Here is a 25,855-nt window from a genome sequence, read left to right on the forward strand (position 1 = left end):
TCAAGCGAACACCTTCTCTATCTGTCGATCGAACTCCTCGTCGCTCCCGCTCGTCGCGCTCTCGAACGTCTCCGGCTGCCAGATCTGGACGTGATTGATCGCGCCCACGACCAGCGCTTCGGTCCCGAGGGCGACGGCCTTCCGCATCCGCTCCGGAATCAGGATCCGCCCCTGTGCGTCCGGTGAGACCTGGACGGCTCCCGCCGTAACGCGCAGCACCTGGTGCCGAAAGCGCGGCTCCCGACTCGACATTTCCCGCAGCTCGGCCTGTACGTCCTGCCAAGCCTCGTCGGGGTAGAGAGACAGCGCGTCCGGCTGCGTCTGGAGGAGGACGAACGGCGACCCTGCCCGGCCCTTTCGAAAAGGCGCCGGCAGGCTCACTCGACCCTGCGAGTCGAGTTGATGTCGATAACTCCCCAGAAAGCCCGGCAAATCGTGCCTTCGACATTTCCTTTAGGGTGCCCCTCCCAGAACGACCCGTTTCCACCCACCGCGAGCCACAGTAGGTCCCTATGGTATGGGTGTCAACCCCTTTCTTCCCCATTTCATACCATCTCGGAGCCCGGAAAATGCCCGGCCCGCCGAGAAGCGAGCCGGGCACGAAGTCCCGTGCGTCAGGGCGCCACTTGCAGGCGCCGCCTCACCCTAGCGGCTGCAAGCCGACTCGATAATAGTCTCCTGACGGTACAGCTGGACGTCGATCGCCTCACGGATCTGCCGCTGGCTGTCCGCCTGGTAGCTGCCCGCTTCACCGAGGTGTGCGCTCACTCGCTGGAACGCGTTGAGGGCATTCCGCGCAGGACCGCACGCTTCGTCGTCTTCGTTCCGCCCGTCATAAGCGCTTCCCTGCAGGTAGTACCCGAAAGCCAGGAAGAAGTGGATCTGCTCCGCTATCGCGGGGGCCTGGGCAAACTCCGCGGCGGCATCGAAGAGCTCCAGTGCCTGGGCCACTTCGCCGACATTGATCGAGGCTGGCGTCCCCAGGAACAGCTGCTGGGCCTGGAAGTGGTTCGAGAACGCCAGGCCGAAGATCGCGTTGGCCACCTGATCCGCATCGGCCCCGTCCGCGACTGCGACCCGGAAATCCTCCATGGCCCCGTCAGGGTCTCCGGACTTCAGCTTGAGCGTTCCGAGCCGCTGGCGTCCGTTCACCACATCCGGGTTGTACGCGAGCGCCTGTTCGAGTTCCGCCACGCCCGTGGCCGGGTCATCCATGCGATCGTAGATCGTGGCGCGCGACGAGTGGACCTGAGCGAGCAGGTCTTCCTTCGACATCTCGGCGTCGGCGTCGGCGCCGTCCGAACTCGCGATCGCCTCGAGGGCCCGCTCCGAAAACGCGAGCGCGTTGTCGTATTCCTCGAGGAGCATGTAGGCGTTCGTGGCGTTGGACAGCGTGGAGGGCTTCACCGCGTCGCCCTGGAGTCCGACGAGCTTGTCGGACGCTTCGACGGCGACCCGGATCATGCCGGCATCCGTGACCTCGCCCGCGGCCTGTCCGGCCCGGAGCGCCGCGCTGGTCAGGTACTCGAGCAGGTCCGTGTTATCCGGGGCCCGCCCCACGCCATCCTGGAGGAGCTGTACGGCCTCGCCCCAGCGTCCGGACTGCGTGAGGTCGTAGGCGATCCGCATCCGGACGTCGACCTTGTCGGGCTGGAAGCCCAGAAACTGCTGATAGTAGCTGAGCGACTCGGGGCCGTTGCCCAGTTGGGCATGGGTGAAGGCGAGCGACTCGAGTGCCTCCGAGTGGGCACCGTTCCCGTCAACGACCCGCTGGAGGTCGCCCGCGGCGTCACCCCACGCCTCGTTCAGCATGAACGCGCGACCCCGCAGGTAGTGGGCCCGTTCGCTTTCCGGGCTCAGCCGCAAAGCCGCGTTGCAGTTGCTGATCGCGTCCCCCGGCTGCTCCGACGCGAGGTAGTCGGCGCAGAACGCGAGCGACCGGGCGTACTCGACGGCGATCCCGAACTGGCCCATGACCTGCTGCGCCGCCTCTTCGTGGGACCGGTCGTCCGCCACCGTGAGCGCTGCCATCGGCAGCTCGTCCCCCGTCGTCGGCTCCATGAAGCTGATGTCGACTTCGACGCCGCTTCCGCCCTGGGTTGCGGTTCCGACCATGACGAGGCTCGCGTCCAGGTGGATCGCCAGCTGACGCCACTCGATGGCGCTCATGGTTCTCTCGTCCAGATCGTTGTCGTCGATCAGGTCCCGGGCATCGTCGCGGTCGATGGCGATGTAGCCCGGAAAGAGCTCGAGCGCTTCCCGGATTTCCTCGGCGATCCGCTCGCCGAAGCGCCGGTCCACCGGCTCGGTTACCGCAACCGGAGCCACGAGGATGGTGAGTTCTCCGGTCTGGGCTTCCAGCGCCCGAGGCGCCGCCGGGACGGAAAGGACAGCCACGCCGGCCACCAACCACGACAGGATGTTGCGCGTGCTTCTCATCGAGTACCTCGGACCGTTCGTACGGGAACCAGCGCACGGACGAAAATGCCGTGCCACCCACAACAATCTAGCGACATCTCACAACAAAAGGGTATCAAGTTCGATTAACGCGAATCAACTCTGTACGCAAGTGACGGTCAACCCGCGCTGCCCCGCAAGTCCGGCGTGGTTCGAATCGGGACGGCCGCGCACCCACTCATACGACGTGCCCATGGCCGGTCGGGTCACTCGGCGAGCTTCTGACGGACGCAGCCCGTGAAGCGACCGAACATGACGTTCGCGACCGACTGGATCACGCCGCCACGACCGAAGGAGGCGAGCCTGCCGGTCAACGCGACCGACTGCGAGACCCAGATGCGGGTCCCCCCATTCCCCCCTTGCCGGAGGCTGCTCTTCATCGTCATCCGGACGTTGCCGCTGCCTCGCCGGTCCCTTCCCTCGCCGGTCAACACCATATGGTGGCGCTCGGCGTCGAGTTCGTCGAAGCGGATCTGACCCATGAACCGCGTTCCGATCGGTCCGAGTTTGAGACCAATCTCGCCCCGGAAGGTGTGTTCGTCGACGGCCTCGATCAGCCGGGCGCCGGGAAGACACTCGACGATGCGTTCGGGATCGGTGAGAAAGTTCCAGACCTCGTCCACCGGCTGCGGGACCTCGAAACTGTTCTCGATCTCGATCGCCATGGTTCGTTCCTCGGGATGGGACGCGGGCCGGCAGCGGCCGTAGCCGCGCCAGCCGGGCCAGGTGTCCGGGAGAGCGGTTATATTGCCGCGTGCGGGGAAGCTGAGTTTGCTGCGCGGCCCCCGCAACAGGGGACGTATGGAGGACACGCGGAGATGGCGTCCGGCAGCCCGCCGGCGCCGGCAACGCGAAATGGAGGGCGGAACTTTGCGATCCGACATCGCGAAGATCGTCGAGGGTCTCGAGTCGGCCGGCTATATCGCGGACCGGGCCATCGCGACGGCCGTACATCTCGGCCTCGCGATGGAAAAGCCGCTGCTCGTGGAGGGCGCGGCGGGGGTCGGCAAGACCGAGATCGCCAAGGCGATGGCCGCCTGGCTCGGGACCGACCTCATTCGCCTCCAGTGCTACGAGGGGCTCGACCTGCCGACGGCCCTCTACGAGTGGAACTACCAGAAGCAGCTTCTTCACATTCGGCTGCAGGGCCGTGACGGAGACGCGGAGTCGGTGCAGCGGACGATCTTCGGGCCCGACTTTCTGCTCGAACGCCCCCTGCTCCGCGCGATCCGGTGCGAGGAGCGTCCGGTCCTGCTCATCGACGAGGTGGACCGGGCGGACGAGGAGTTCGAGGCATTCCTGCTTGAACTTCTGTCCGACTTTCAGGTGTCGATCCCGGAGCTGGGCACGATCGAGGCCCGCACGCGCCCGGTCGTCGTCCTGACCTCGAACGGTACGCGCGAACTGTCCGACGCCCTGCGGCGTCGCTGCCTCTATCTGTGGATCGACTATCCCGAGCCGGAGCGGGAGATCGAGATTCTGCGGCGGCGGCGGCCGGACATTGCATTGACTCGCGTCCGGGAGGCCGTGGGGCTGGCACAGCAGCTGCGCGGAGAGCGGCTGGGCAAGCCCCCCGGCGTCGCGGAGACGCTCGATTTCGCGACGGCGCTGGAGGCCCTCGGAGCGGAGGCGCTGGGACCCGAGACAGCGCGCGACGCGATCGGGGCACTCATCAAGGACCCGAACGACCTGGCCGGGCTGACGGCCGAGCGACTCGAGGCACTGCTCCGCGTATCGGGGGGCCCGGGGGGTTGACCCCGGCGAGACTGGTCGACCTCGGCCGGCGGCTGCGCGGCGAAGGGGTCGGCTGCGCGCTGTCCGAGTCCACCGCGGCGCTCACCGCGCTCGAGCACCTCGACGGCGAAGATGTCGAGGATGTCCGCGCGGGGCTGCGGGCCGTGTTCTGCTCGAGCCCCGGCGATCTGCCGATCTTCGAACGATGCTTCCGGGCGTGGTGGCACGGGCAACGCTCGTCGTCGCCCGCCGACGACCTGCTGGCCAAGGCCCGGCCGGCTCCGAATCCCGTGCCCCCCGGCACCGCGCCCCACGACCGCGACCGCTTCGGCGCGGCTTCCGGAGACGAGGTCCGCGCCGGCGAGCGCGACGACGCTGAACCGAGCGTTCAACCGATGGGGGCGGCCTACAGCGCGGCGCACTCGCTCGCCCGGCGTTCGTTCGCCTCCATCGGAGCGGATGAACTGCGCGAGGTCGATGTCTGGCTTGAACGACTGATGGTGAAGCTCTCGACGCGGCGGAGCCGCCGCCTCGAGCCCGGCGGCCGGCGCGGGCCGATCGACGTCCGGAGGACGCTACGGTGGGTCGTGGCCCATGAGGGCGAACTCGTCCGCCTCGCGAGGCGGAGGCGGCGGAACGTTCCACCTCAACTCGTCGTGCTCTGCGACGTGAGCGGATCGATGGAGCGCTACAGCCGCTTCCTGCTGCGGTTTCTGCTGGGGTGTGGGCGTGCTCGTGAGATCCAGACGTTCGCGTTCAGCACCCGTCTCACACACCTCACTCCCTGGCTCGCGGGCGAGAGCATCGACCCCGCACTTGATCGGCTGCGCGCGCGCGGCTGGTCCAGCGGGACGCGGATCGGCGAATGTCTGGAGACGTTCGTGACCCGCTACGGCCAGCGGATGCTCGGACGCCGGACGCTCGTGATCATCCTCTCGGACGGACTCGACCAGGGGGAAGTGGAACCGCTCCGGCGTGCCATGGGCTGGATCCAACGCCGGGCCCGACGGGTCATCTGGCTCAATCCCCTCCTCGAGAGTTCTCGCTACGCGCCCGAGGCACGCGGGATGAGCGCAGCCCTTCCCTACATCGACCACTTCCAGTCGGGGCACAGCCTGGACGCGCTGCGAGCGCTTCCGGGGCTATTGAGATTGTAAAGGGGCGCCGGGCACGACGGGTGGGGAAAGGTGGCCACGGCGGGGCCCGGTGGCCCGGGCCCCGCCGCGGGGCAAGCTTCAGCCTCGGACGCGATCCTTCAGTCCCTTGCCCGCCTTGAACGTAGGCACGTTCATGGCGGCAATCTGGATCGACGCGCCCGTCTGCGGGTTGCGACCCATCCGCGCCTTGCGGTGTCGCGTCCCGAAGGTACCGAAGCCGGTGACCGTGAAATCGCGGCCGCCATCGAGTTCGCCTGCAATGATCCCCTTGCCTGCGTCCGTCGAGAAAATGCAGTCGATTGCATCCCGCGCGCTGGCTTTGCTCAAGCCCGTCTGCATGGCAAGCTTGGCCGCGAAATCGTCTTTGGTCATCCTGGGTTCTCCTGTTGAGGTCAGCTCAGGCTAGGGTTAGTGCCGCCATAATTCGCTGAGGCTGCGGCGATTGCAAGTGCGGGAGCTTTCCTCGCTGCGGATGAGCACCGCATTGACGGTCCCGATCGGGTTCCAAAGCACCCTGAGCACGGCGGAATTCCTTCAGCGCAAGCGGTACCGGAAACCCGCTCGAAGACAAGGTTGCTCCCGACACGGGCGGCTAGTGTAGTGCCGCTTAAGATGGAGGTACATAACGTGGAGAGCGTGCTAATCTTTTCATGCATTGCCCAAGATACGAAGGATCCGATTGTCGGCAATACGCACAATACCCTACCTCAATGCCGCGATATAATTATGCCATGCCAAGGACCAAGGAGCCGAGCCGTGGGGGCTGATAATTGCGGAGGCTAGCGAGTGGAGGGCGGAGCGGCTCGCCGTGACCAGCGTGAAGCAGCTGACCGACACGACCACGGCCTACATCGATGACCGAAACCGGGACCCGGCGCCGTTCAAATGGACCGCCGCCGTGGAGGACATCCTGGCGAAAGTGAGCCGTGCGAATGCCACTTTAGCGACACTACACTAGTGCGCGTCCGCCGAGAACACCTTCCGGGCCATCGTGACTCCGACCAACCCGAAGACGATGTTTCCGATTCGGCCGATGAGCATGGTCGGAATCCCGATGGGTAGGGCCAGCCCCCACACGGTGCCCAGGAACGCGCTGTCGCCTCCCAGCCCGCCGAGGGCGAGCCGGAGCCCCGCGAAGATTCCCAGGAAAACGGCGAAGTTGAGTACCAGCCCGAGCGCCTGACGGCCGGCGGACCCCGTCTCCGCGTCGTAGATGCCGCCGAAGAAGACGGCGGCGACGATCCAGAAAATACAGGTTGCGATGAGCCAGTCGATCAATTGAGCCTCCGCATCGAGAACCGGGACAGAACCACCGGGCGGGAAGATACGCCGAATCCGCCGATCGTCGAAACCCCGGCGGAGGGGTGTCGACGGCTGCGGAGACGGGGCTTAGCTTGGCCACCTCCAGCCAGGCCTGCGGTGTCGACATCGTTCCCCGAGAGGCTCCCATGAAAGCGCCCACGCTCACACTCGGCATAGAGGAAGAATACCAGGTCGTCGATCCCGAGACCGGCGAACTCACGTCGTTCATTACGGAGATCCTCGAAGGAGACGAGGAGACGCGTGAGCAGATCCACCCCGAACTCCACCAGGCCTGCGTGGAGACGGCGAGCCGAGTCTGCCGGGATGTCGGCGAAGCGCGCGAGGAAGTGCTTCGGATGCGCCGTCTCGTCAGCGGCAAAGTCGCCGAGAAGGGACTCGGCATCGTGGCCGCCGGCACTCATCCGTTCTCAACCTGGGAGCAGCAGGCCATTACTCCGCTCGAGCGCTACGCCGGGCTGAGGGAGGACCTTCAGCAGGTCGCCGAGCGCAACCTCATCTTCGGCACCCACATTCACGTGGGGATCGAGGATCGGGAGTTCATGATCGACGCCATGAACGTGTCGCGATACTTCCTTCCGCACGTCCTGGCTCTCTCGACGAGTTCTCCGTTCTGGGAGGGCTCGAAGACGGGGCTGCACTCGTACCGGAGCATCATCTGGCGCAATTTCCCGCGCACAGGGATTCCGATGACCTTCGGAAGCTGGAGTGAGTACGAGCATTTCATCGAAACCATGGTCCGCTCGAATACGATCCAGAACTCGAGCAAGATCTGGTGGGACGTCCGCCCCAATCACAACTTCCCGACGCTGGAGTTTCGCGTGTGCGACATGTGCACGCGCGTGGAGGAAGTCGTCTGCATCGCCGCAATCTTCCAGGGCATCGTAGCGAAGCTGTGGAAACTGCGGCGGGACAACCTCACCTTCCGCCTCTATCCCGAAGTCCTGCTGGCGGAGAACAAGTGGCGGGCAGCCCGATACGGGCTGACGGGCAAGCTCATTGATTTCGGACGGCAGAGCGAACACCCGGCCGCGGATCTCATCGTCGAACTCATCGAGTGGTTCCTGGATGACGTCGTCGACGAACTGGGCAGCCGGGCGGAGGTGGAATACGCGCTCCGAATCCTGAAGGAGGGATCGAGCGCGACGCGGCAGTTGGCCGTGTACGATGAGACCGGTGGTGACATGAAGGCCGTGGTCAGGCACCTCCTGGCGGAGACGGTGGAAGGACTCTGATCCGGATGACACTCTGCTTCTCGGGACGCTTGCCGGTCTTGTCGGCGTAGAAGGCTCGGACGCGCACCATGTCCGCGTCGACGTCGCCGCTGGGCAGAAAGGCGTCGCCGATCCCCACTTCGCGGTTCGAGTAGTCCACGAAACCGAGTGCCACAGGTACGCGGGCCCTGCGCGCGATCCAGTAGAAGCCGCTGCGCCAGTGGTCGCGGCGGCTGCGCGTGCCCTCCGGGGCCAGCACGAAGGTGAGTTCCGGTTCGCGGTCGAAGCGCTCGACGATCTGGTTCACAAAGTCGTGGGTGTGCGCCCGGTCGAGGGGGATACCGCCCAGGCGCCGCAGCAGACCTCCGAAGGGCCACCGAAAGATCGTGTGCTTCCCGACCCAGCGCGCGGGGATGGGCAGGCTCCAGAAGCAAAGAAGTGCGAGCGGGAAGTCCCAGTTCGAGGTATGAGGCGCGCCGATCACAACGGACCTCGGCCCGGGAAGCTCGCCGACCGCGCGCCAGCCGACGAGTCTGAGGACGCCCTTCGCCAGGCGCCGCATCACGGGATCCGGAACTCCGTCTCGGCCAGGATCCAGCTGCAGCGGGAGCCCCGGGGCGACGGCGCGAGATGTTCAGCCACCACCTGTCCTCCCATGCGGACTTCGACCCTCACGGGTCGCGGGGGACAACCTCCCGCGCCGGCGCGAACCCAGAGCCGTTCGCCGGGGTCCGCCCCGAAGTCCAGTTCCCACTCGCCGACGATGTCTCTCGCCCGCAGGACGCCGGTTTCGTCGAGGTACTGCACCCTGCACTCGTCGCTCACACTGCACGAGACGTGGTAGCCGACCCGATAGGTGAACTCCCGGGCCTCGGGCCGGGGCGAGACCGCCGGATCGGAGCGGGCGCCCGCCCCCCCGCAGGCAGCCAGACTCGCCCCGAGGATCGTTGCCCGGGCCGCTGCGCGGGCGACCTGATGCGCCGGACGTCGGTGCAGGACCACTACATCATGCCGAGGTCCCGCGCCGTCCGATCGATCCCCGCCCGGGCCATCGTCACCAACTCGTCGATCTCGGCGCGCGTGATCGTGAGCGGCGGGCTCGCACACACCACGTCCCGCATGGCCCGGAACACGACGCCTTCGGCGTAGAGGTGCTCGTGACAGAGAGCGCCCACCTGGCCCACGGGGTCGAAGAGCTCCCGGGTCGTCTTGTTCCTCGACAGTTCGATGCTGCCGAGGAGCCCGACACCCCTCACCTCGCCGACGAGCGGGTGATCGTTCAGCTCCCTTATCCTGGCCTGGAAGTAGGGTCCGGTGTCCTCTTTCACCCGCTCGACGACGCCTTCCTCCTTCATGAGCCGGATGTTCTCGAGCGCGACGGCCGCCGCGACCGGGTGCCCTGAATAGGTGTACCCGTGCGGGAGGACCCCACCCTCGGACAGCACATCGAAGACCGCGCCCGTCATGAGGACGGCCGACATCGGCAGGTAGCCGGAGGTCAGGCCCTTGGCGATCGTCATGAGGTCGGGCTCGATCCCGAACTTCTGCGAGCCGAACCACTCCCCCGTCCGGCCGAAGCCCGTGATCACTTCGTCGCAGACGAGGAGGATGTCGTTCTCGCGGCAGATCCGCTGAATCTCGGGCCAGTAGTTGTCGGGCGGCACGATCACCCCGCCTGCGCCGATAACCGGCTCACCGATGAACGCGGCGACCCGGTCCGCGCCGAGTTCCGCGATCTTCTTCTCCAGGGCCCGCGCGGCCCGAGCCCCGGTCTCCTCCGGAGTCTCGTCCGCCCGCCCCATCGCGAACCAGTACGGCGGCATGACATGCTCGAATCCCGGCAGCGGGAGGTCGCCCACCGCATGCATGGCCTCGAAGCCCCCCAGGCTGGCGGCGGCCATGGTGCTCCCGTGATACGCGTAGGTGCGGCTGATGAAGGTCTTCTTGGCTGGTTGCCCCTTGAGGTCCCAGTAGCGGCGGACGAGCCGGACGATCGTGTCGTTCGCTTCGGAACCGGAACTGGAGAAAAACGCGTGCGTGATATCGCCCGGGGTGAGGTCCGCCAACACGCGGGCGAGTTCGATCGTCGGCGGGGGCGCCGACCGGAAGAAGGTATTGTAGTACGGCAGCGCGACCATCTGATCGTAGGCCGCGCGGGCCAACTCCTCGCGACCGTAGCCGAGGTTCACGCACCAGAGACCACCCATGGCGTCGAGAATACGCCGCCCGTCGGAATCGACGAGGTGACGGCCGTCGGCGCCCACGATGACGCGCGTCCCTTTCTCGGCCAGGATCCGCGGATCGATGAAGGGGTGGACGTGGTGGCGGCGGTCGATATCCTGCCATGTGGCCGTGTCGGTCGGGGCGGTGTTCGCAGTTGGGGTCACGCTCTGCCTCCCGGGCTGGTGTGGTCGCGGCATAACATATCAGCCCGCCAGCCCGAGAGCCGCGTGAAGGAGCACGTTGGCTCCCGCCTCGGCCTGCTCCGGCGTGATGCGCTCCGCCTCGTTGTGACTCACGCCACCCTCGCAGGGGACGAAAATCATCCCGGTCGGGGCCACGTCGCTGGTATGCACGGAGTCGTGGCCGGCGCCGGCCATCAGGGACATCGACGAGTAACCGCAGCGCTCGGCCGCGGAGCGGATCGCGTCGATGCACCGGCCGGAGAACCGCACGGGAGGCGACCGCCACACCGGTTCGAGCCGCCATTCCGCCCCGCGCGCACTGCTCGCCCGCTCCGCCTCCTCGCGGAGACACACTTCCAGATCATCCAGCGCGGGCTCCTCCGGGTGACGGATGTCCACGCTGACCCTCACTCGACCGGGCACGGTGTTCCGGGAGGCCGGCATCGCCTCCAGGACGCCCATAGTCAGCCGCCCATGCGGCGCGAAGTCCCGTTCCACGCGACGATACAGGTCGACCACCCACCGACCAAGGACCGCCACGGGATCGGTGCGCCGGGGCATCGGCGTGGGCCCTGCGTGGGCCTCTTCTCCAACGATCGTGAGATCGAACCAGCGCGCTCCCTGGACCCCCGTCACGACGCCGATGTCGCACTCCTTCTCTTCGAGGATCGGGCCCTGCTCGATGTGGAGTTCGAGCGCGGCCGCCAGACGGCGTCCGCCGACGGCCGCCTTCCCCCGGTAGCCGATCCCCTCGATGGCTTCAGCCACCGTGACGCCGTCCGGATCGGCCGCGTTCAGTGCATCGGACAGTCCGAAACGAGAAGAGAACACGCCCGACCCCATCATGGCGGGCGCGAAGCGTGCGCCTTCTTCGTTCGTCCAGTTCGCGATTTCGATCGGCGCTGCCGTTTCGACCGCGTGGTCCTCGAGCGTCTGCACGACTTCCAAAGCGGCGAGGACGCCGAGAGCTCCGTCGAACCTGCCTCCGGTGGGCTGGCTGTCGAGATGGCTCCCCAGGAGCACCGGAGGTCGCTCGTCGTGCGTGCCCGCGCGGCGGGCGAACATGTTGCCGATGCGATCGACGGAGACGGCCAGTTCGAGTGACTCCGCCCACGCGCGGAACAGGTCACGGGCGCGCCGGTCCTCGTCGCTCAACGCGAGCCGGTGCACGCCGCCGGCGGCGGTAGCCCCGATCCGGGCCATCTCCTCGAGACGCCGCCAGAGCCGGTCGGCATCGACGCGGAGTTCGGAGATCGACGTCACGGCCAGCCCCCTACCGGACTCAGTGAGCGGGCGGCGGCGTGCCGGCCAGAACCGCCGTGATGAGCAGCAGCGCGACGGCCGTGATCAACTCGAAGGCCACAGTCGGCGGCAGGCGGGGTGGATCGGCCGAATCTCGAACCCGGCCGCGCGACCGCTTCCAGTTGTACGCGCCGCACCCGAGGATTCCCAGCAGCACGAAGAGCTTGAGACTCAGCCGCCGACCGTACGGTTCCGCCCAGAGCGACGACCACGCACCGAGATGGAGCCAGGCCGCGAACAGTCCGGTCGTAGCGATGACCGCTGCCGACCATAGGGCGAGCGGTGAGAAGGCGGTGATCCACTCGATGATCCGGCGGCGGGAGATCGGCGCGCCGCGCCGCCGACCCTGCCGCACGACGCCCGCCATCACCGCCAGCGTCCCCAGCCACGCGCCGCCGGCTACCATGTGGAACACATCGGCCGTAATCGCCGCGGTAACGTAGTGCTCGGCACCGGCCGCGTGCCCCGAGAACGCCGGCGTGTAGGCGAGCAGGGCGACGGCGGCCGTAGCCGCAACCCAGCCGGGTTCCGCGCGCCGACCCCGCGCGGAGGCCAGCGCGAAGGCCAGCAGAGAGAGGACCGCCGCTGTGACCTGACCCAGCCAGGCGCGTCCCCACGAGGTCTGGGTCAACAGAAGACGGACTTCGGCTCCGAGTGGTTCGAACGGGTCGCGAAACACGGCGATCTCCGCCGCCAGCCGGCCCATCACGCCCACGCCGGCGATCAGCACCGCCAGGCATCCGATCCGCGCGGCCAGCCGGGCGGGGTCGAAGGCGGCACCGTCCCCGGAGGGTTCAGGTCCGGAATACCGCCGGAGGATTACGATCTTGAAGGTCACCGCCCCCACCGCCCCCAGGAGGCCGGCGTAGAGCGCCCAGCGCGACACCGTTCCGATCAGAGGCCACATATCGGGCTTGAACCTGCTTTCTCGCGGATGGGCGAAGAGGGATTCGAACCCCCGACCTCCTGCTTGTAAGGCAGGCGCTCTGAACCGACTGAGCTATTCGCCCCGAATGCTGCCGCCCCGCAGCGCTTCGGCTGCAGTGCCGCCGGCCCCACCGCAGCTAGCCGAGCCGCCGCCAGCCCAGGATCAGTCCGGCGGGCAGGAGCACGGCGTAGCCCAGCACGAGGAGAAGCGGAGCGGCCGTCACGGATCCCCGGTCGAGCAGCACGTACCCGGCGATGATCGACGTCAGGCCGAGCGCAAACGCCGCGTAGTTGGCGGGCCCGAACTGCAGCCCTCGCGCGGCGCCTCGCTTCGTCTTCCGGTCCTGTCTTCCCTGCTTCATGAGCCCACGCTAGAGGGCCTGCCGGGACGCGTCAACCGCCTCACGAGGTGGATCGGGCCCATTCCACCGCCTCCAGCAGGGGAGACGGCAGCGACGAAGAGAACGAGAGCCTCTCCCCCGTGACAGGGTGCGAGAACGCGAGTTTCGCTGCGTGCAGGAAGAGCCGCCCCGCGCGCCGTCCGAAGGCCTCCGCCCAGCGGCCGCCCGCCCCTCCGAACCCTCTCTCCCAACCCGCCGCGTAAACCGGGTCCGCCACGACCGGGTGCCCGACCGACCTGAGGTGCACCCGCACCTGATGTGTCCTTCCGGTTCCGAGTCGTACCGCTACGAGGTCGGCGGCGTTCCACCGCTCCAGCCGCTTGAAGTGCGTGATCGCGGGTCGGCCGTCCTCCCGTATGGCCATGCGCTTCCGGTGCTGCCGGTCGCGCCCGATGGGCCGATCGACCGTGAACCGCTCCTCCTGAAGGTGCCCCCAGGCCGCCGCGAGGTATCCACGTTCGATCTCACGGCGGCGGAGGCCGGCCGACAGTCCGCGGTACGCTTCATCCCGCTTCGCGACCACCATGAGTCCGCTCGTATCCCGATCCAGACGGTGAACGATGCCGGGCCGGCGATCTCCCCCGATATCCGAGAGGCGGCCCAGGTGGAAGAGCAGCGCGTTCACCAGCGTACCGCGCGGATGACCGGGGGCGGGGTGTACGACGAGCCCGGCCGGCTTCTCGACCACGGCGAGGTGCTCGTCCTCGTACCGGATCCGGACCGGGATTGCCTCCGGTTCGAGACGGGTAGGCGTTGCGGGGGGGAGTTCTACTTCTATGCGATCGCCCGCGCGCGGCAGGTAGCGTTTCCTCGTGACGCGGTCGTTCACCGTGACGCGGCCGTCTGCGATGAGCCGGGCGGCGCGGGTTCGACTCAGCGCCAGACGCTCGCTGAGGAGGCGATCGAGCCGGTCCGAGACCGCTTCCTCGACCTCGATGAGCCGCCGTTCGCCCGCGTCCGTCGGGCCGGAATCGGGCGGGCTCACCTCACGCGCGGTCCGTCTCCGCGGCTTGGGCCGCCCTCTGCGCGTCGCGACGGCTCTCGAGCCAGAACGAGATGAGCAGCAGCACCGCACCCACCGTGACGGCGGAATCCGCGATGTTGAAGACGGGAAAACGATGCGTGCCGATCCCGAAGTCGAGGAAGTCGACGACGCCCAGCTCGAGCCGGATGCGGTCCCAGATGTTGCCCAGGGCGCCGGCGGCAACCAGGGAGATCGCGAGGACCCGAGGCCGGTCCGACGACGGCGTGCCACGATAGATGACGCCGAGTACGCCGAGCGCGATCAGGGAGAGGATGAGAAAGAAGATCCGCGAATACTCTCCGATGTCGATCCCGAACGCGGCACCCCGGTTGTGGGTGTAGGTGAATCGGAAGAAGTCGCCGATCACCGGCGTCTGCTCGTAGAGTTCGAACGTGTTCATGACCCACGCCTTGGTCACGATATCCAGCGTGAGTACGACCACGATCGGAACCAGGGTCAGCCAGAGTCGGGCGGCGAGCCCCGTTTCCGGGGTGGCGCCGTCCACCCCCCCGGAAGAATCAGACGGCACCCGTCTCTTCTTTCTCCTTGCAACGGATGCAGAGCCTCGCGTGCGGCAGGGCGTCGAGCCGCTCGAAGTTGATCTCCTCGCCGCAGTGCTCGCACTCGCCGAACCGCTTCGGGTTCCGGTAGAGCCGTCTCAGCGCCTCATCGATGTGATAGAGCAGCCGGCCCTCCTTGCTCGCGAACAGGAACGCCTTCTCCCGTTCCATCGCATCGGTGCCCTGGTCCGCCATGTGGAAACTGTATGCCGCGAGGTCGCTGTCGGCTCCCTGCAGTGCGCTCGTGAACGACTCGTCGTACTGCCCGAGTTCCTTGGTCGCGCGGGACCGTGCGGTCAACAACCTCTTTTCCAGGTGTTCGCGCTGTTTACTGTTCATCTCTCGCAATCACTCATCGGCGACCGTCAGCGTGTTCGACTCCGATGTCGAGCTCGAGGTCGCCGATCGTCAGCGGTCTCGTCTTCAGGCCCCCCAGCCGTTCCGTGCCGACCAGCACCTCCACCGCCAGCGTCTCGCCGGCGATGTACTCGGCATGTGTCGCGACTGCCCGCTCCAGCTCTTCCGACCCTGCGATCCCCAGACGGATTCGGTCGGCGAGTTCGAACCCCGCCTCACGCCGCAGCCGCTGGACGCGGTTCACGATCTCCCGGGCCCGGCCCTCGGCTCGCAGAGCGTCGTCCACCTCGGTGTCGAGCGCCGCCAGGTAGCCGGCATCGCTCGCTACGGGCAGATCGTCGAGGGTCTCCTCCCGTATCGAGACATCCGCGGGCTCGACCCGGACACGATCCTCCGCGACTTCGATTTCGACGGTCTCGCCGGCTCTCAGTCTCCGCAGCGCCGGCGCCTCCAGATCTCCGACCGCAGCCGCGACTGCCGGCGTGCGCGCCCCGTGTTTCGGACCCAGCACCCTGAAGTTCGGTTTCGCGTACAGCCTTATAAGATCTTCGCTGGCGCCGAGCGACACAACCTGTTTGAGGTTGAGTTCCTCCGTGACCAGCGCCGCCATGGAGTGGGCCAGCGTGCGCCCGTCGGGCAGAACTGCGTGCAGAGCCCGCAGCGGCTGGCGAGTGCGGATCCCCGCTTTCTCTCGCGCGGCGCGGCCGAGAGCCACCAGGCGACGGACATCATCCATCGCCTGTTCGAGTTCCGGCTCCCGCCGATTCATCGTCTTCGGATAGTCCGTCAGGTGTACGGACTCGCCGTCCGAGAGCGCGCGATACAGCCAGTCGGAGATGAACGGGGCGAAAGGAGCCAGTAGCCGTGCCGTGGCGACGAGGCACTCGTGAAGGGTCGCGAAGGCGTCCGCGCTCGATGCCGCGCTCCCCGGACGGGTGGCCCAGAAGCGGTCGCGACTGCGCCGGACGTACCAGTTCGACAGGTCGTCCAGCACGAACTCCTGGATCGCGCGGGCTCCCGCTGTAAGGTCGAACGCGTCGAGCGCTTCGCCCACCAGGGCCACGACCCGGTCGAGACGCGCCAGCAGCCAGCGGTCGAGGTCGCTCCGCTCGGCAACCGGCGCGGCGTCCGGGGCCGTGTGGGACCACCCTTCTTCGTTGGCGTACAGGGCGAAGAACCGGTACGTGTGCCGCAGTGTCGCGAACAGCTTCCGGTCCGTTTCCCGGAGCGCCGATGGATCCCACCGTTTGGGCACCCAGGGATTGGAACCGGAAAGGAAGTAGAAGCGCGTGACGTCGGCCCCGTAGGTGTCCAGCGCCTCCCGGGGATCGACCGCATTGCCGCGGGACTTCGACATCTTGCGTCCCCTGGCGTCGAGCACCTGGTCGTTGACGACGACGGCCCGGAAAGGGGCCCGGTCGAACAGGATCGTGGACAGCGCGAGCAACGAGTAGAACCAGCCACGGGTCTGGTCCACACCCTCGGCAATGAAGTCGGCCGGGAAATAGCGCTCGAAGGTCTCCCGGTTCTCGAACGGGTAGTGCCATTGAGCGTGGGGCATGGAGCCGGAGTCGAACCATGCGTCCGCGACTTCGGGCACGCGCCGCATCCGGCCGGTGCATGCCGGCGCGTCGCAGTCCCACTCGTAGCCGTCGATCCCCGGGCGATGGGGATCGAAGTCATCGGGCAGGCCGCCCACGCGTCGTCCCAGTTCAGCGAATGAACCGAGCACTACCCGGTGGCGCTCATCCTCGGAGCAAAGCCAGATCGGGAGCGGAGTGCCCCAGTAGCGTTCTCGGGAGAGCGCCCAGTCTACGTTGTTCTGCAGCCACTCCCCCATCCGGCCCGATCCGGTCTCCGGCGGGTGCCAGTCGATCGACGCGTTGTGCTCGAGCAGCCGCTCCTTCACCGCAGTCGTTCGGATATACCAGGAATCACGCGCCATGTAGAGGAGCGCGCTGTCGCAGCGCCAGCAGTGCGGATAGCTGTGTTCGTACATCTCGCGCAGATAGAGCTGGTCGTGCGCCACGGTCCAGTCGCGGATGGCTCGCTCGGTCTCGCGATGCTTCACGTGCATTCCGGCGAGCGCGCCCGGCACGGATTCGAGGAAGCGCCCATCCTCCCCGACCGTGTGCTGCATCGGGAGCCCGGCAGCCTGGCCGAGCCGGAAATCGTCCTCCCCGTACATGACCGCGGTGTGCACGACACCGGTCCCCTCGTCGACCGTGACGAAATCCGCCTCGAGCACCGTCCACGCGGAGGCGAAGCCCGCACCGTCCACCGCGCCCGGAAAGAGTGGCCGGTAGCGCTGCCCGACCAGTTCGGCGGCGCTCACCTCCCCGACGATCTCGTGCGGGTGTCGAAGCACCTGCCGTACGCGGTCCCGGGCCAGGATGAGCACCTCTCCGGGCGAGGCCCCCCCGGGTCCGTCGTGAACCCGAAGCGAGGCCGTAGCGCCGCGCCCGCCGTCGGCGAGGATTCGCACCCGGGCGTAGACGATGTCGGGGCCGACGGCGAGGCCGAGATTGCCCGGCAGGGTCCAGGGCGTCGTGGTCCAGCTCAGAATGCGCGCGTCATCCGGGTCGTCGACCAGGTGGAACTTCATATGAACCGCGGGCTCGTTGACGTCCCGGTAGCCTTGCGCGACCTCGTGACTCGAGAGCCCGGTCCCACAGCGCGGGCACGTCGGGAGGACCCGGTACCCGCGATACAGCAGGCCGCGCTCTTCGATCTCCGACAGCGCCCACCAGCTGGACTCGATGAAGTCCGCCGAGCACGTGACGTACGGGGCACCGTAGTCGAGCCAGTAGCCGATATCGCGCGACAACCGCTCCCATTCGTCCTGGTACCTGAACACGTTGCGGCGGCAGACGTCGTTGAACCGGAGGATGCCGAAGCGCTCGATGTCCGGCTTGCCCGATATCCCCAGCGACCGCTCGACTTCGAGCTCCACTGGCAGCCCGTGCGTGTCCCACCCGGCCTTCCGCGGCACGTGGCGGCCCGACATCGTGCGATATCGCGCCACCGTATCCTTGATGGTGCGCGCGAGGATGTGATGGACCCCGGGGTTGGCGTTCGCGGTCGGCGGACCCTCGTAGAACACGAAGTCCTCCGCGTCCTTTCGGGCCTCGAGGCTCCGCTCGAACGTCTTCTCTTCGTCCCAGCGCCTGAGGACTTCTTCTTCGAGTCCGCGTACGGACTCCGGTATCGGCCGGTAGGCCATCAGGTGCTCCGTCAGATGTGCGAGGTTGTGTTTCCCGGGAACGACGGGCGTGAACTGCGGTCAGGTCGACGCGGCGCCCGGACCACCGGCGTCGACCGGGGTAATCGATGCGGGTGCGATGGGGGACTGCTCGGGCGTGGAGACCCCTGCCGCGCCGGCGGCCTCCTCACGTCCGACTCGCCGAAGTCGGTCCATCAGCGGGCGAAGATCGCCGGGTCCGTCGCCGAACCGCGCGCTCTCGAACTCGAGGTATTCGTCGAACCGCTCGAACAGCTTCCGCAGCGATCCGAGGAACTTCCCCCGCGTCACAGTCAGGTCTTCGATTTTCTGCTGACAGAGACGGACCGCCTCTTCCGCGTCGCCGATCACGGCCTGCACGCGGGCCTCGGCCTCGCGCACCCGCACGGCGGCGTCCCGCTCCGACTGCAATCGGGCCTCCTCGCGTAGCTCCTGCGCGGCCAGGAGCGCGTCGTTGAGGGCTCGCTCGCGGGCTCGATAGGTCTCGAGTTCCCGTTCCTGCTGCTCGACCCGTTCACCGAGGACGACGCTCTCGCGCACGTAGCGCTCGAGACTGTCCGCCGCGACCGCGAGGAAGCCCTCGACCTGCCGCGGGTCGTACCCCCGCATGGTGCGCTTGAAATCGTCCTTCTTCTTGCGGACGTCAAGCGGTGTCAGGTCCATCATCTCTCCCCCAGTAGCACAGTCCCGAGCCGCAGACGAGTACTCCCTTCCTCGACTGCGATCTCGAAGTCGTTGCTCATCCCCATGGAGAGCACGCGGCCCTGGAATCCCGAGATCTCCGCCCGACAGCGGGCCAACAGGCCCGCGACGCCCCGGAAGACCGTCCGCAGCATGGCTTCATCGCCCGTAAAGGGCGCCAGGGTCATCAGCCCGCCCACGCGCAACCCGGGCAGGGCGCAGATCTCGCCCACGGCGTCGAGTGCTCCTTCCGGCTCCAACCCGGCCTTCGCGGCTTCGCCGGACGTGTTCACCTGCACGAGGATATCCACCGGCCCGCGCTGCTCCTCCTCCGCAATCCGGCTGAGGGTGTTCGCCAGCCGCACGCTGTCGACGGACTCGATGACATCGAACACGCGGAGGGCCCGCCGTGCCTTGTTGCGCTGGAGCCGGCCGATCAGATGCCAGGCGACCCCCGGCGTCGGGCCGAGCGCGGACCGTTTGGCTTCGGCTTCGGGTACGCGGTTCTCGCCGATCCGACCGACGCCAAGCTCCCGGACGACCTCGATGGCGCGGGGGGAATGACCCTTGGTCACCGGCAGAATCTCGACATCTTCGGCGCGCCGGCCGGCCCGTTCCGCAGCGGCCCCGATCCGCTCCATCACCCGGGCCAGCCGGGCCTCGACCTGGTCGTTCGTCACGCGGCATAGTCTACGAGCCCGCGCCCGGCGATGCGAGCCGCCCGCGGCGCCGCGAACTCCGCGCAGACGACCAAAAAGAGAGCGCCCGGCGCCGCGTGAAGCGGCGCCGGGCGCAGAAAGTCGAGTCGGGGAAGCGGCGGGTCTACACCACCTCGAACGTCACGAACTGCGAGACCCAAACCGCCGTCACCCTGTCGCGGTTCTTGGCCGGCGTGAACCTCATCACCTGTACGACCTCGCCCGCCGCCTCGTCGAGGAGCGGGTTTCCGGACGACGTCTTGACCTCGAAGTTCTCGACGGTCCCCTGCTCCGTCACGTACAGCCACAACTCGACGCGCCCGCCGATCCCGGCGTCCTTCAGCGTCCGCGGATACGCGCGCTCAAGGAGCGCCTGCACCTCACCGCCGTTCAGCAACACGGGGTTCGTATCGAAGGGGATGAACGACGGACGGTCCGCAGGGCTGCTGCCCGCGGGAGGCGGAGGCAGGTTCTCGGTCGATACCGCCTCGAAGGTGGTTGGCGCGATCGTGATGTCTTCCGACATCTCGACCTGGGCGACCCTGGGGGTGGCCGGACGGGCGATCTGTTCGGGCGGGGGCGGGATCTTTACCTCCGGCGGGAACGAAACCGCCTCGAGTTCGTCGACGACGACGCCCATATCCGCCGCCTCGAACGGTCGCACGAGGACGAACAGTCCAAAGTGGAGGGTGACCGCGGCCAGCAGGCCGATCTGCGTCCAGTTTGTGCTGGCTCGCTTGAACTGATCGTTCGCGGTGAGCCGAATGCTGGTGTCTTCCATTGAATCTCCTCCCGGTCCGTGCCTCAGGTGTTCCTCGGACTGTTGAAAGCCCTAGCGCCTCGCTCGCATGGCGCGCTGCTCGAGTCGGGTGGCGAAGGTGACGCGCACCGCGCCCGCCGACTGTAGTTCCTCGGTAATCGTGTTTATCTGCTGGTACGGGACCTCCGAGTCACCCCGAATCGCGACGACCAGTTCGCGATTCTCTGCGTAGATGGGGCGGACCACTTCGGAGATCTCCTCGAATGGCGTCAGCACATCGTTGATCCAGACCGAACCTTCGCGCTGAATCCAGATGTGCAGGATGTTCTTTCGCTTCTCGTCGATCTTCTCGGTGGCCTCCGCGTTCGTCCACTCGATATCGCGGTTCCGTTCTTTCCGGAACACCGTCGTCACCATGAAGAAGATGAGAAGGAGAAACGCGATGTCGGCCATCGAGGAGGTGGGGATCGTACTGTCCGACCCGGACTTTTTCTTGAAGCCGCTGTCCTTGATGGCCATCTAGTTCTCCAGCTCCTGTAGGGAGATACGCTCGGCGCCCGAGAGCTTCACCTCGTCGAGCACGTTCACCATGTGGCGGTAGGGGGCGTCCGGGTGCGTCTGGATGGCGGCGATGAGATTCTCGTTCCCGGCCAGTTCCGTCCGCAGGATGTTCGCCACCTGAGTGTGCGCCACCACCTGCTCCTGCTCGCTCTCGCCCCGCCGCACGACGACGCGGCCGTCAGGCTGCACGATGAAGAAGATCAGGTTCCTCCCGGACACATCCACTTCCTCGGACTGTTCCGGGAGCACGATCGGAAGCCCCCGCTCCTCGTTGAACACCGTAGTCGTGAGAAAGAAAACCAGAAGCAGGAACGCGATATCGGCCATCGAAGAGGTCGGGATCTCGTCCGACACCTTCTGTTTGCGCTTCATGATCGCCATATGGGTCTTCTCTCTCTTCCTGTGTTCGTCTCCCGGACCCGAACCGGGCTCGTCAGCCCTCCGGCTAGCTACTGGCGGTCTTCGATGTCCCAGATAAGCCCGAGCACCTCCAGTGCCCCCTCCTCCATATCAAGGATGAGGCGGTCGATGCGGGTAACGAAGTAGTTGTAGCCAATGTTGACCGGGATCGCGATCGAGAGGCCGGTCGCGGTCGTGATCAGCGCCACCTTGATCCCGCCGGCGACGAGGCCGGGTTCGACCTGTCCCGCGATCTCAATGGCCTGGAAGGCGAGAATCATGCCGATCACCGTGCCCAGGAAGCCCAGCATCGGGGCGACGTTGGCGATGGTCCCGAGGACGGTCAGGCCGCGCTCGAGGAAGTCCAGCTCGATCACGCCCGTGGTGGCGATGGCTTTCTGGATATCCTTGCCGTCAGTCCGGGCCCCGGCGCTGCGTCCGCGCAACCGGCGCAGGCCGGCGAGCAGGATCGCGGCGACGGGTCCGCGCGTCTCTTCGGCCGTAGTGATGGCCTCGCTGACGCGACCACTCATGCCGAGATTCTCGATCTCCTGGAGGAGCTTCTTGGAGTCGCGGTGGGCGATCGTGAGGGTCCACGCCTTGGCCAGCATGACGCCGATCGCGATCAGGGAGCAGAGGATGAGCGGGTACATCATGAACCCGCCGTCGGTGAACAGCGTCAGCAACTCGTACTGATTGCTCATATCGCCTGCCCGTGAGGGGTTTTGGCACAGCCGTAGCTGGCAATTTTAGGGGACCGGCCGACCGTCGTCAAACCGTCTGCGGCTCGCTCTCGTCGCGAGCCACAACTACGCCGACGCCCTCTCCGGGCGGGTCGGCGGCATCCGCGTCCGCCTCCGCCCCGGGGCGTCCCAGTTCGGGCGACGCGACGCCGGCGGCGAGGTGATCGCGCAGCTGCGCCGAGGTGAGGTTGCGGCGCAGGACGCCGCGCCGCGCGAGGGCGATCTGGCTTGTCTCTTCCGAGACGACGACGACATACGCGTCGGTCTCCTCCGACAGGCCGAGCGTCGCCCGGTGTCGCGTGCCCAGCGTCTTGTCGCTCAGCGGATACTGGGTGAGCGGCAGGTGAACCCCGGCCGCGACGATTTCGCCGCCGCGCACGACCACGGCCCCGTCGTGCAGGGGCGACCGCGGGGTGAACAGCGAGACGAGCAGGCTGGCGGACACGTCGGCGCGGAGGGGCGTCCCTGTCTTCTCGATGTACTCCTCCAGCGACAGTTCCCGCTCGATGGCGATGATCGCGCCGGTGCGCGTGCGGGACAGCTCCGCCGCCGCCTTTGCGATCTCGTCCGCCACCGCCTGGCTTCGTTCCTGGAGCCGCGTGAGGACGCTGAGGACGCGGCTGCGTCCGATTCGCGCGAGAGCGTTCCGCAGTTCGGGCTGGAAGACGACGATCAGCGCGAAGGCGCCGTACGTGAACGCCTGCGAGAGGATCGATTCGATGAGGCTCAGCCGCAGCCAGCCCGCCGTGGCGTAGACCGCGACGAGCAGTACGAGCCCGAACAGCATCTGGAACGCCCGTGTCCCCGACCACAGGATGAGGACGCGGTAAATCAGGATCGCGACGACCGTGATTTCGAAGACATCCAGGAGGTCGACCTGGAGCACCCGGATGTAGTTCCACAACCCACCCATCAGCCGTTTCCTCCCGCCGCGCGCGGCGGGGCGGGTCCCGCGCCGTCCGGGGCTCCCTCGGCGGCACCCCCTGCGGCACCGTCGGACCGGGCGGGCGGGCGGGCGAGACGGGCATCGATTGCGGCATCGACCGTCAGCGCCTCGCGCGTCTCCCGCACGTCGTGGACCCGCACCACGTCAGCTCCTCGGCGCACAGCAGCCAGGCAGGCGGCGACCGAACCGGTGAGACGCTCGCGCGGCCCGGCGCCGAGCAACGCTCCGAGAAACGACTTGCGGGAAGGCCCAACCCACACGGGCGCGCCCACGGCCGCGATCTCGTCGAGTCGGGCAAGCAATTCGAGGTTTCCATCCGGCGACTTGCCGAACCCGAGACCCGGGTCGATCGCGACCTGCGAGGGGTCGCAGCCAGCCTCGAGCGCGGCTCGGCGCGCGTGGACGAGGGCGATTCGGACCTCGCGCACGACATCCTCGTACTCGGTGTCGAGCTGCATGGTCCGCGGGGTGCCCCGCATGTGCATCAGGACGAGGCCCGCCCCCGTCCGGGCGGCGAGGCGGGCCAGCGCCGGGTCGCGCCGGAGAGCCGTGACGTCGTTGATCGCCGCGGCGCCCGCTTCGATGGCCCGTTCCGCCACCTCGAGCCTGGATGTGTCCACCGAGATCGGGATCGGCAGGTCGCGCAATCCCCGGAGAACCGGTTCGAGCCGGGCCCACTCCTCACCGGCCGGCACCGGCTCGGCACCTGGCCGCGTGGACTCGGCGCCGATGTCGAGAATGGCCGCGCCCTGCGCGGCGATCTCGCGGCCCCGCGCGATCGCTTCTCGCGACGCCGCGTAGCGGCCACCATCGGAAAACGAATCGGGGGTGACGTTGAGGATCCCGGCGATCGCGGGCCGGTCCAGGGAGATGTCCTGATCCCCCACTCTCCAGACGCGCGCCGGCCGGGTCACCGAAAGCACCATCCGCGCGCTCAGGCGATCAGGCCGGGGCCGGGGCGGGCTCGCCTCCGGCGCCTTCGAGCGGACGCTCACGCTGCGGCACCGGTTCGACGGCCACGGGCTCCTTCGCGGGCAGCGCGGGTTCCGGCGCGGGAACGGGCAACTCCTTGCCTTCCGCGAGCAGTTTGATGTCATCCGAATCGAGTGTTTCCCGATCCAGCAGTGCTTCCGCGATCGCTTCGAGAAGATCCCGGTTGTTGTCGAGCACCGCGCGCGTCTCCGCGTACGCCTCGTCGAGGATCCGCTTGATCTCGCCGTCGACCAGTTCGGCCGTCTTCTCGCTCACTTCCCGGCGCTGTGAGAGATCGCGGCCAAGGAACACTTCCTGTTCACGGTCGCCCACCGACATGGCGCCCACGGCGGGCGACATCCCGAACTGGGTGACCATGCGGCGGGCGAGATCCGTCACGCGTTCGATGTCGTTGCCCGCGCCCGTCGTGATCTTGCTGTCGCCGAACTTCATCTCCTCGGCCACGCGGCCGCCGAACAGCATCTTCAGCTGGCCTTCGAGCCACCCCTTGGTGTAGTTGTGGCGATCCTCCTCGGGCAGAGATGCGGTGAGCCCCATGGCCCGCCCTCTCGGGATGATCGTGACCTTGTGCAGAGGGTCCAGTCCGGGAACGCGAAGCGCGACCACCGCATGCCCCGCCTCGTGGTAGGCGGTGACTCTCCGCTCCTCATCCGATATCACCATGCTACGCCGTTCGGTGCCGAGCATGACCTTGTCCTTGGCCCGCTCGAACTCATCCATGTACACGCGGTCCTTGTCGTCCCTCGCAGCGAGAAGCGCGGCCTCGTTGACGACGTTTTCGATGTCGGCGCCCGAGAGTCCGGGCGTTCCCTTGGCCAGGACCGAGAGGTCGACATCGTCCGCGAGCGGGATGTCCTGCGTGTGTACCCGGAAGATCCCCTCGCGCCCCCTGATGTCGGGGTTGTCGACAACGATCTGCCGGTCGAACCGTCCCGGACGAAGCAGCGCGGGATCGAGCACGTCGGGGCGGTTCGTCGCCGCCAGGAGGATCACGCCCTCGTTCGACTCGAATCCGTCCATCTCGACAAGGAGCTGGTTCAGCGTCTGCTCGCGCTCGTCATGTCCGCCGCCGAGTCCCGCCCCCCTGTGGCGGCCTACCGCGTCGATCTCATCGATGAAGATGATGCAGGGCGCCTGCGCCTTCCCCTGCTCGAACAGGTCGCGTACGCGAGAGGCACCCACGCCGACGAACATCTCCACGAAATCGGATCCCGACATCGAGAAGAACGGCCGTGCGGCTTCTCCGGCCACGGCGCGGGCGAGCAGCGTCTTGCCCGTTCCCGGCGGTCCCACGAGCAGCGCGCCCTTCGGCAGACGCCCCCCCAGCCGCGAGAACTTTCGCGGATCCTTGAGAAACTCGATGATCTCCTGGAGCTCCTCCTTCGCCTCGTCACAACCCGCAACATCGGCGAAGGTGATTTTGGGCGTGTCGCCGCTCAGTAGCCGCGCCTTGGATTTCCCGAAGCTGAACGCCCGCGATCCGCCGGCCTGCATCTGCCGGAACACGAACAGCCACAGTCCGATGATCAGGATCCACGGCAGGATCGAGAAGAAGAGGTTGACCCAGTTGCTGCCGGCCGGGAGCGTTTCGATGGTCACTTCGGCCGCAAGGAGTTCGGCCATGAGCTCATCGCCGATCTCCCGCGTCGTCAGCAGAAGGTGGAACTCGACTTCCGCCTGTTCGGGTGAGATCGGATTCCTGAGCCGGCCTTCCACCTCCCCGGTCCCGAGGCGGACCTCGATCGACTCGATGTTCCGCTGCGTTACCTGCTCCCGAAATTGCGTGTAGGAGAGCTTGCGCTGCCGCTCTCTTCCGGCCCCCATGAACTGGAGGAGAGCGACGGGGATAAGAATGATCAGAGCCCAGAACGAAGCGGTCCTGAGCAGGCGATTCATGCGTCCCGACTGATCGTTCTTTTCCGGCCGCTGTGGCGGGTCTTGTCTCATCTCGATCTATCCAACTCCGTAGGTCCCC

The 25,855-nt window shown here is 67.2% G+C and carries 28 protein-coding genes and 1 tRNA gene; 4 read left to right on the plus strand and 25 right to left on the minus strand.

The annotated features are described in order from the left end of the window. The 3 genes from ACN9M6_RS01650 to ACN9M6_RS01660 form a co-directional block, all read right to left on the minus strand. Entirely contained in the window at positions 1–432 is a 432-nt protein-coding gene (locus ACN9M6_RS01650) for a division/cell wall cluster transcriptional repressor MraZ (RefSeq protein ID WP_419161177.1), read from the minus strand. A 213-nt stretch (positions 433–645) separates the two neighbouring features. Then, complete coding sequence (locus ACN9M6_RS01655) at positions 646–2,439, minus strand: tetratricopeptide repeat protein (protein WP_419161178.1); 1,794 nt, start codon at positions 2,437–2,439, stop codon at positions 646–648. Between the two features lie 224 nt (positions 2,440–2,663). Further along, positions 2,664–3,122, minus strand: a complete 459-nt coding sequence (locus ACN9M6_RS01660; RefSeq protein WP_419161179.1) for an SRPBCC family protein — start codon at positions 3,120–3,122, stop codon at positions 2,664–2,666. A gap of 205 nt (positions 3,123–3,327) precedes the next feature. Between ACN9M6_RS01660 and ACN9M6_RS01665 the strand changes: the two genes are divergently transcribed. Together ACN9M6_RS01665 and ACN9M6_RS01670 are read left to right on the plus strand one after the other, a co-directional pair. Then, a complete protein-coding gene (locus tag ACN9M6_RS01665) occupies positions 3,328–4,212 on the plus strand; it encodes an AAA family ATPase (RefSeq protein WP_419161180.1) in 885 nt (294 codons plus the stop codon). Beyond that, the gene (locus ACN9M6_RS01670; protein WP_419161181.1) at positions 4,209–5,348 is read left to right on the plus strand and encodes a vWA domain-containing protein; all 1,140 of its coding nucleotides are present in this window, start codon (positions 4,209–4,211) and stop codon (positions 5,346–5,348) included. The genes ACN9M6_RS01665 and ACN9M6_RS01670 overlap by 4 nt, the downstream gene beginning before the upstream one ends. Before the next feature lie 78 nt (positions 5,349–5,426). On the opposite strand, the gene ACN9M6_RS01675 is transcribed toward ACN9M6_RS01670, so the two are convergent. Next, positions 5,427–5,720 (minus strand): HU family DNA-binding protein, encoded by a 294-nt coding sequence (locus ACN9M6_RS01675; protein ID WP_419161182.1) that lies wholly within the window; start codon positions 5,718–5,720, stop codon positions 5,427–5,429. Positions 5,721–6,156: 436 nt separating this feature from the next. Between ACN9M6_RS01675 and ACN9M6_RS01680 the strand changes: the two genes are divergently transcribed. Continuing rightward, the gene (locus ACN9M6_RS01680; protein ID WP_419161183.1) at positions 6,157–6,306 is read left to right on the plus strand and encodes a hypothetical protein; all 150 of its coding nucleotides are present in this window, start codon (positions 6,157–6,159) and stop codon (positions 6,304–6,306) included. Here the strand turns inward: ACN9M6_RS01680 and ACN9M6_RS01685 are convergent. After that, positions 6,303–6,626, minus strand: a complete 324-nt coding sequence (locus ACN9M6_RS01685) for a hypothetical protein (protein ID WP_419161184.1) — start codon at positions 6,624–6,626, stop codon at positions 6,303–6,305. The two genes, ACN9M6_RS01680 and ACN9M6_RS01685, sit on opposite strands and share 4 nt — an antisense overlap. Before the next feature lie 170 nt (positions 6,627–6,796). Between ACN9M6_RS01685 and ACN9M6_RS01690 the strand changes: the two genes are divergently transcribed. Further along, positions 6,797–7,903 (plus strand): carboxylate-amine ligase, encoded by a 1,107-nt coding sequence (locus ACN9M6_RS01690; RefSeq protein WP_419161185.1) that lies wholly within the window; start codon positions 6,797–6,799, stop codon positions 7,901–7,903. Here the strand turns inward: ACN9M6_RS01690 and ACN9M6_RS01695 are convergent. From ACN9M6_RS01695 to ftsH, 20 genes are all read right to left on the minus strand, one after another. Next, positions 7,866–8,444, minus strand: coding sequence for a lysophospholipid acyltransferase family protein (locus tag ACN9M6_RS01695; RefSeq protein ID WP_419161186.1), 579 nt, complete (start codon positions 8,442–8,444; stop codon positions 7,866–7,868). The two genes, ACN9M6_RS01690 and ACN9M6_RS01695, sit on opposite strands and share 38 nt — an antisense overlap. Further along, positions 8,444–8,884, minus strand: a complete 441-nt coding sequence (locus ACN9M6_RS01700; protein ID WP_419161187.1) for a hypothetical protein — start codon at positions 8,882–8,884, stop codon at positions 8,444–8,446. Before ACN9M6_RS01700 ends, ACN9M6_RS01695 begins: the two co-directional genes overlap by 1 nt. Beyond that, complete coding sequence (locus ACN9M6_RS01705; protein ID WP_419161188.1) at positions 8,884–10,302, minus strand: aspartate aminotransferase family protein; 1,419 nt, start codon at positions 10,300–10,302, stop codon at positions 8,884–8,886. Before ACN9M6_RS01705 ends, ACN9M6_RS01700 begins: the two co-directional genes overlap by 1 nt. A gap of 6 nt (positions 10,303–10,308) precedes the next feature. Further along, positions 10,309–11,556, minus strand: coding sequence for a Zn-dependent hydrolase (locus tag ACN9M6_RS01710; RefSeq protein WP_419161580.1), 1,248 nt, complete (start codon positions 11,554–11,556; stop codon positions 10,309–10,311). 13 nt (positions 11,557–11,569) lie between these two features. Beyond that, positions 11,570–12,496 (minus strand): copper resistance D family protein, encoded by a 927-nt coding sequence (locus tag ACN9M6_RS01715; protein ID WP_419161189.1) that lies wholly within the window; start codon positions 12,494–12,496, stop codon positions 11,570–11,572. 28 nt (positions 12,497–12,524) lie between these two features. Continuing rightward, positions 12,525–12,599 (minus strand) — tRNA-Val (locus ACN9M6_RS01720). A gap of 54 nt (positions 12,600–12,653) precedes the next feature. Beyond that, positions 12,654–12,878 (minus strand): hypothetical protein, encoded by a 225-nt coding sequence (locus tag ACN9M6_RS01725; RefSeq protein ID WP_419161190.1) that lies wholly within the window; start codon positions 12,876–12,878, stop codon positions 12,654–12,656. A 40-nt stretch (positions 12,879–12,918) separates the two neighbouring features. After that, a complete protein-coding gene (locus ACN9M6_RS01730; RefSeq protein ID WP_419161191.1) occupies positions 12,919–13,902 on the minus strand; it encodes an RluA family pseudouridine synthase in 984 nt (327 codons plus the stop codon). A 1-nt stretch (position 13,903) separates the two neighbouring features. Next, a complete protein-coding gene (gene lspA / locus ACN9M6_RS01735; protein ID WP_419161192.1) occupies positions 13,904–14,470 on the minus strand; it encodes a signal peptidase II in 567 nt (188 codons plus the stop codon). After that, positions 14,460–14,840 carry a TraR/DksA family transcriptional regulator gene (locus tag ACN9M6_RS01740; RefSeq protein WP_419161193.1) on the minus strand — a complete coding sequence of 127 codons (381 nt, stop codon included), beginning with the start codon at positions 14,838–14,840 and terminating at the stop codon, positions 14,460–14,462. Before ACN9M6_RS01740 ends, lspA begins: the two co-directional genes overlap by 11 nt. A gap of 13 nt (positions 14,841–14,853) precedes the next feature. Then, complete coding sequence (gene ileS / locus ACN9M6_RS01745) at positions 14,854–18,081, minus strand: isoleucine--tRNA ligase (RefSeq protein ID WP_419161194.1); 3,228 nt, start codon at positions 18,079–18,081, stop codon at positions 14,854–14,856. 60 nt (positions 18,082–18,141) lie between these two features. Then, entirely contained in the window at positions 18,142–18,762 is a 621-nt protein-coding gene (locus tag ACN9M6_RS01750) for a DivIVA domain-containing protein (RefSeq protein ID WP_419161195.1), read from the minus strand. Continuing rightward, positions 18,762–19,460 (minus strand): YggS family pyridoxal phosphate-dependent enzyme, encoded by a 699-nt coding sequence (locus tag ACN9M6_RS01755; protein WP_419161196.1) that lies wholly within the window; start codon positions 19,458–19,460, stop codon positions 18,762–18,764. The genes ACN9M6_RS01750 and ACN9M6_RS01755 overlap by 1 nt, the downstream gene beginning before the upstream one ends. Before the next feature lie 142 nt (positions 19,461–19,602). Next, on the minus strand, positions 19,603–20,259 hold the full coding sequence (locus ACN9M6_RS01760; protein ID WP_419161197.1) for an energy transducer TonB: 657 nt from the start codon (positions 20,257–20,259) through the stop codon (positions 19,603–19,605). A 51-nt stretch (positions 20,260–20,310) separates the two neighbouring features. Continuing rightward, a complete protein-coding gene (locus tag ACN9M6_RS01765) occupies positions 20,311–20,757 on the minus strand; it encodes an ExbD/TolR family protein (RefSeq protein WP_419161198.1) in 447 nt (148 codons plus the stop codon). Beyond that, positions 20,758–21,171 carry an ExbD/TolR family protein gene (locus ACN9M6_RS01770; protein ID WP_419161199.1) on the minus strand — a complete coding sequence of 138 codons (414 nt, stop codon included), beginning with the start codon at positions 21,169–21,171 and terminating at the stop codon, positions 20,758–20,760. Positions 21,172–21,248: 77 nt separating this feature from the next. Then, positions 21,249–21,902 carry a MotA/TolQ/ExbB proton channel family protein gene (locus ACN9M6_RS01775; RefSeq protein WP_419161200.1) on the minus strand — a complete coding sequence of 218 codons (654 nt, stop codon included), beginning with the start codon at positions 21,900–21,902 and terminating at the stop codon, positions 21,249–21,251. 67 nt (positions 21,903–21,969) lie between these two features. Then, on the minus strand, positions 21,970–22,854 hold the full coding sequence (gene cdaA, locus ACN9M6_RS01780; protein ID WP_419161201.1) for a diadenylate cyclase CdaA: 885 nt from the start codon (positions 22,852–22,854) through the stop codon (positions 21,970–21,972). Beyond that, positions 22,854–23,801 (minus strand): dihydropteroate synthase, encoded by a 948-nt coding sequence (gene folP, locus ACN9M6_RS01785; protein ID WP_419161202.1) that lies wholly within the window; start codon positions 23,799–23,801, stop codon positions 22,854–22,856. Before folP ends, cdaA begins: the two co-directional genes overlap by 1 nt. A 28-nt stretch (positions 23,802–23,829) precedes the next feature. Next, positions 23,830–25,776: an ATP-dependent zinc metalloprotease FtsH gene (gene ftsH / locus ACN9M6_RS01790; RefSeq protein ID WP_419161581.1), complete on the minus strand. Its 1,947-nt coding sequence runs from the start codon at positions 25,774–25,776 to the stop codon at positions 23,830–23,832. Positions 25,777–25,855 lie beyond the last annotated feature (79 nt).

The organism is Candidatus Palauibacter sp. (assembly GCF_965197445.1).
GTDB lineage: Bacteria > Gemmatimonadota > Gemmatimonadetes > Palauibacterales > Palauibacteraceae > Palauibacter.

Bases quoted from the DNA above. Each gene is read 5' to 3' on its own strand.
- ACN9M6_RS01655 (WP_419161178.1), bottom strand. From the start codon at position 2,439: ATGAGAAGCACGCGCAACATCCTGTCGTGGTTGGTGGCCGGCGTGGCT.
- ACN9M6_RS01660 (WP_419161179.1), bottom strand. From the start codon at position 3,122: ATGGCGATCGAGATCGAGAACAGTTTCGAGGTCCCGCAGCCGGTGGAC.
- ACN9M6_RS01675 (WP_419161182.1), bottom strand. From the start codon at position 5,720: ATGACCAAAGACGATTTCGCGGCCAAGCTTGCCATGCAGACGGGCTTG.
- ACN9M6_RS01690 (WP_419161185.1), top strand. From the start codon at position 6,797: ATGAAAGCGCCCACGCTCACACTCGGCATAGAGGAAGAATACCAGGTC.
- ACN9M6_RS01695 (WP_419161186.1), bottom strand. From the start codon at position 8,444: ATGCGGCGCCTGGCGAAGGGCGTCCTCAGACTCGTCGGCTGGCGCGCG.
- ACN9M6_RS01705 (WP_419161188.1), bottom strand. From the start codon at position 10,302: ATGCCGCGACCACACCAGCCCGGGAGGCAGAGCGTGACCCCAACTGCG.
- ACN9M6_RS01715 (WP_419161189.1), bottom strand. From the start codon at position 12,496: ATGTGGCCTCTGATCGGAACGGTGTCGCGCTGGGCGCTCTACGCCGGC.
- ACN9M6_RS01725 (WP_419161190.1), bottom strand. From the start codon at position 12,878: ATGAAGCAGGGAAGACAGGACCGGAAGACGAAGCGAGGCGCCGCGCGA.
- ACN9M6_RS01740 (WP_419161193.1), bottom strand. From the start codon at position 14,840: ATGAACAGTAAACAGCGCGAACACCTGGAAAAGAGGTTGTTGACCGCA.
- ileS (WP_419161194.1), bottom strand. From the start codon at position 18,081: ATGGCCTACCGGCCGATACCGGAGTCCGTACGCGGACTCGAAGAAGAA.
- ACN9M6_RS01750 (WP_419161195.1), bottom strand. From the start codon at position 18,762: ATGGACCTGACACCGCTTGACGTCCGCAAGAAGAAGGACGATTTCAAG.
- ACN9M6_RS01760 (WP_419161197.1), bottom strand. From the start codon at position 20,259: ATGGAAGACACCAGCATTCGGCTCACCGCGAACGATCAGTTCAAGCGA.
- ACN9M6_RS01765 (WP_419161198.1), bottom strand. From the start codon at position 20,757: ATGGCCATCAAGGACAGCGGCTTCAAGAAAAAGTCCGGGTCGGACAGT.
- ACN9M6_RS01770 (WP_419161199.1), bottom strand. From the start codon at position 21,171: ATGAAGCGCAAACAGAAGGTGTCGGACGAGATCCCGACCTCTTCGATG.
- ACN9M6_RS01775 (WP_419161200.1), bottom strand. From the start codon at position 21,902: ATGAGCAATCAGTACGAGTTGCTGACGCTGTTCACCGACGGCGGGTTC.
- cdaA (WP_419161201.1), bottom strand. From the start codon at position 22,854: ATGGGTGGGTTGTGGAACTACATCCGGGTGCTCCAGGTCGACCTCCTG.
- ftsH (WP_419161581.1), bottom strand. From the start codon at position 25,776: ATGAATCGCCTGCTCAGGACCGCTTCGTTCTGGGCTCTGATCATTCTT.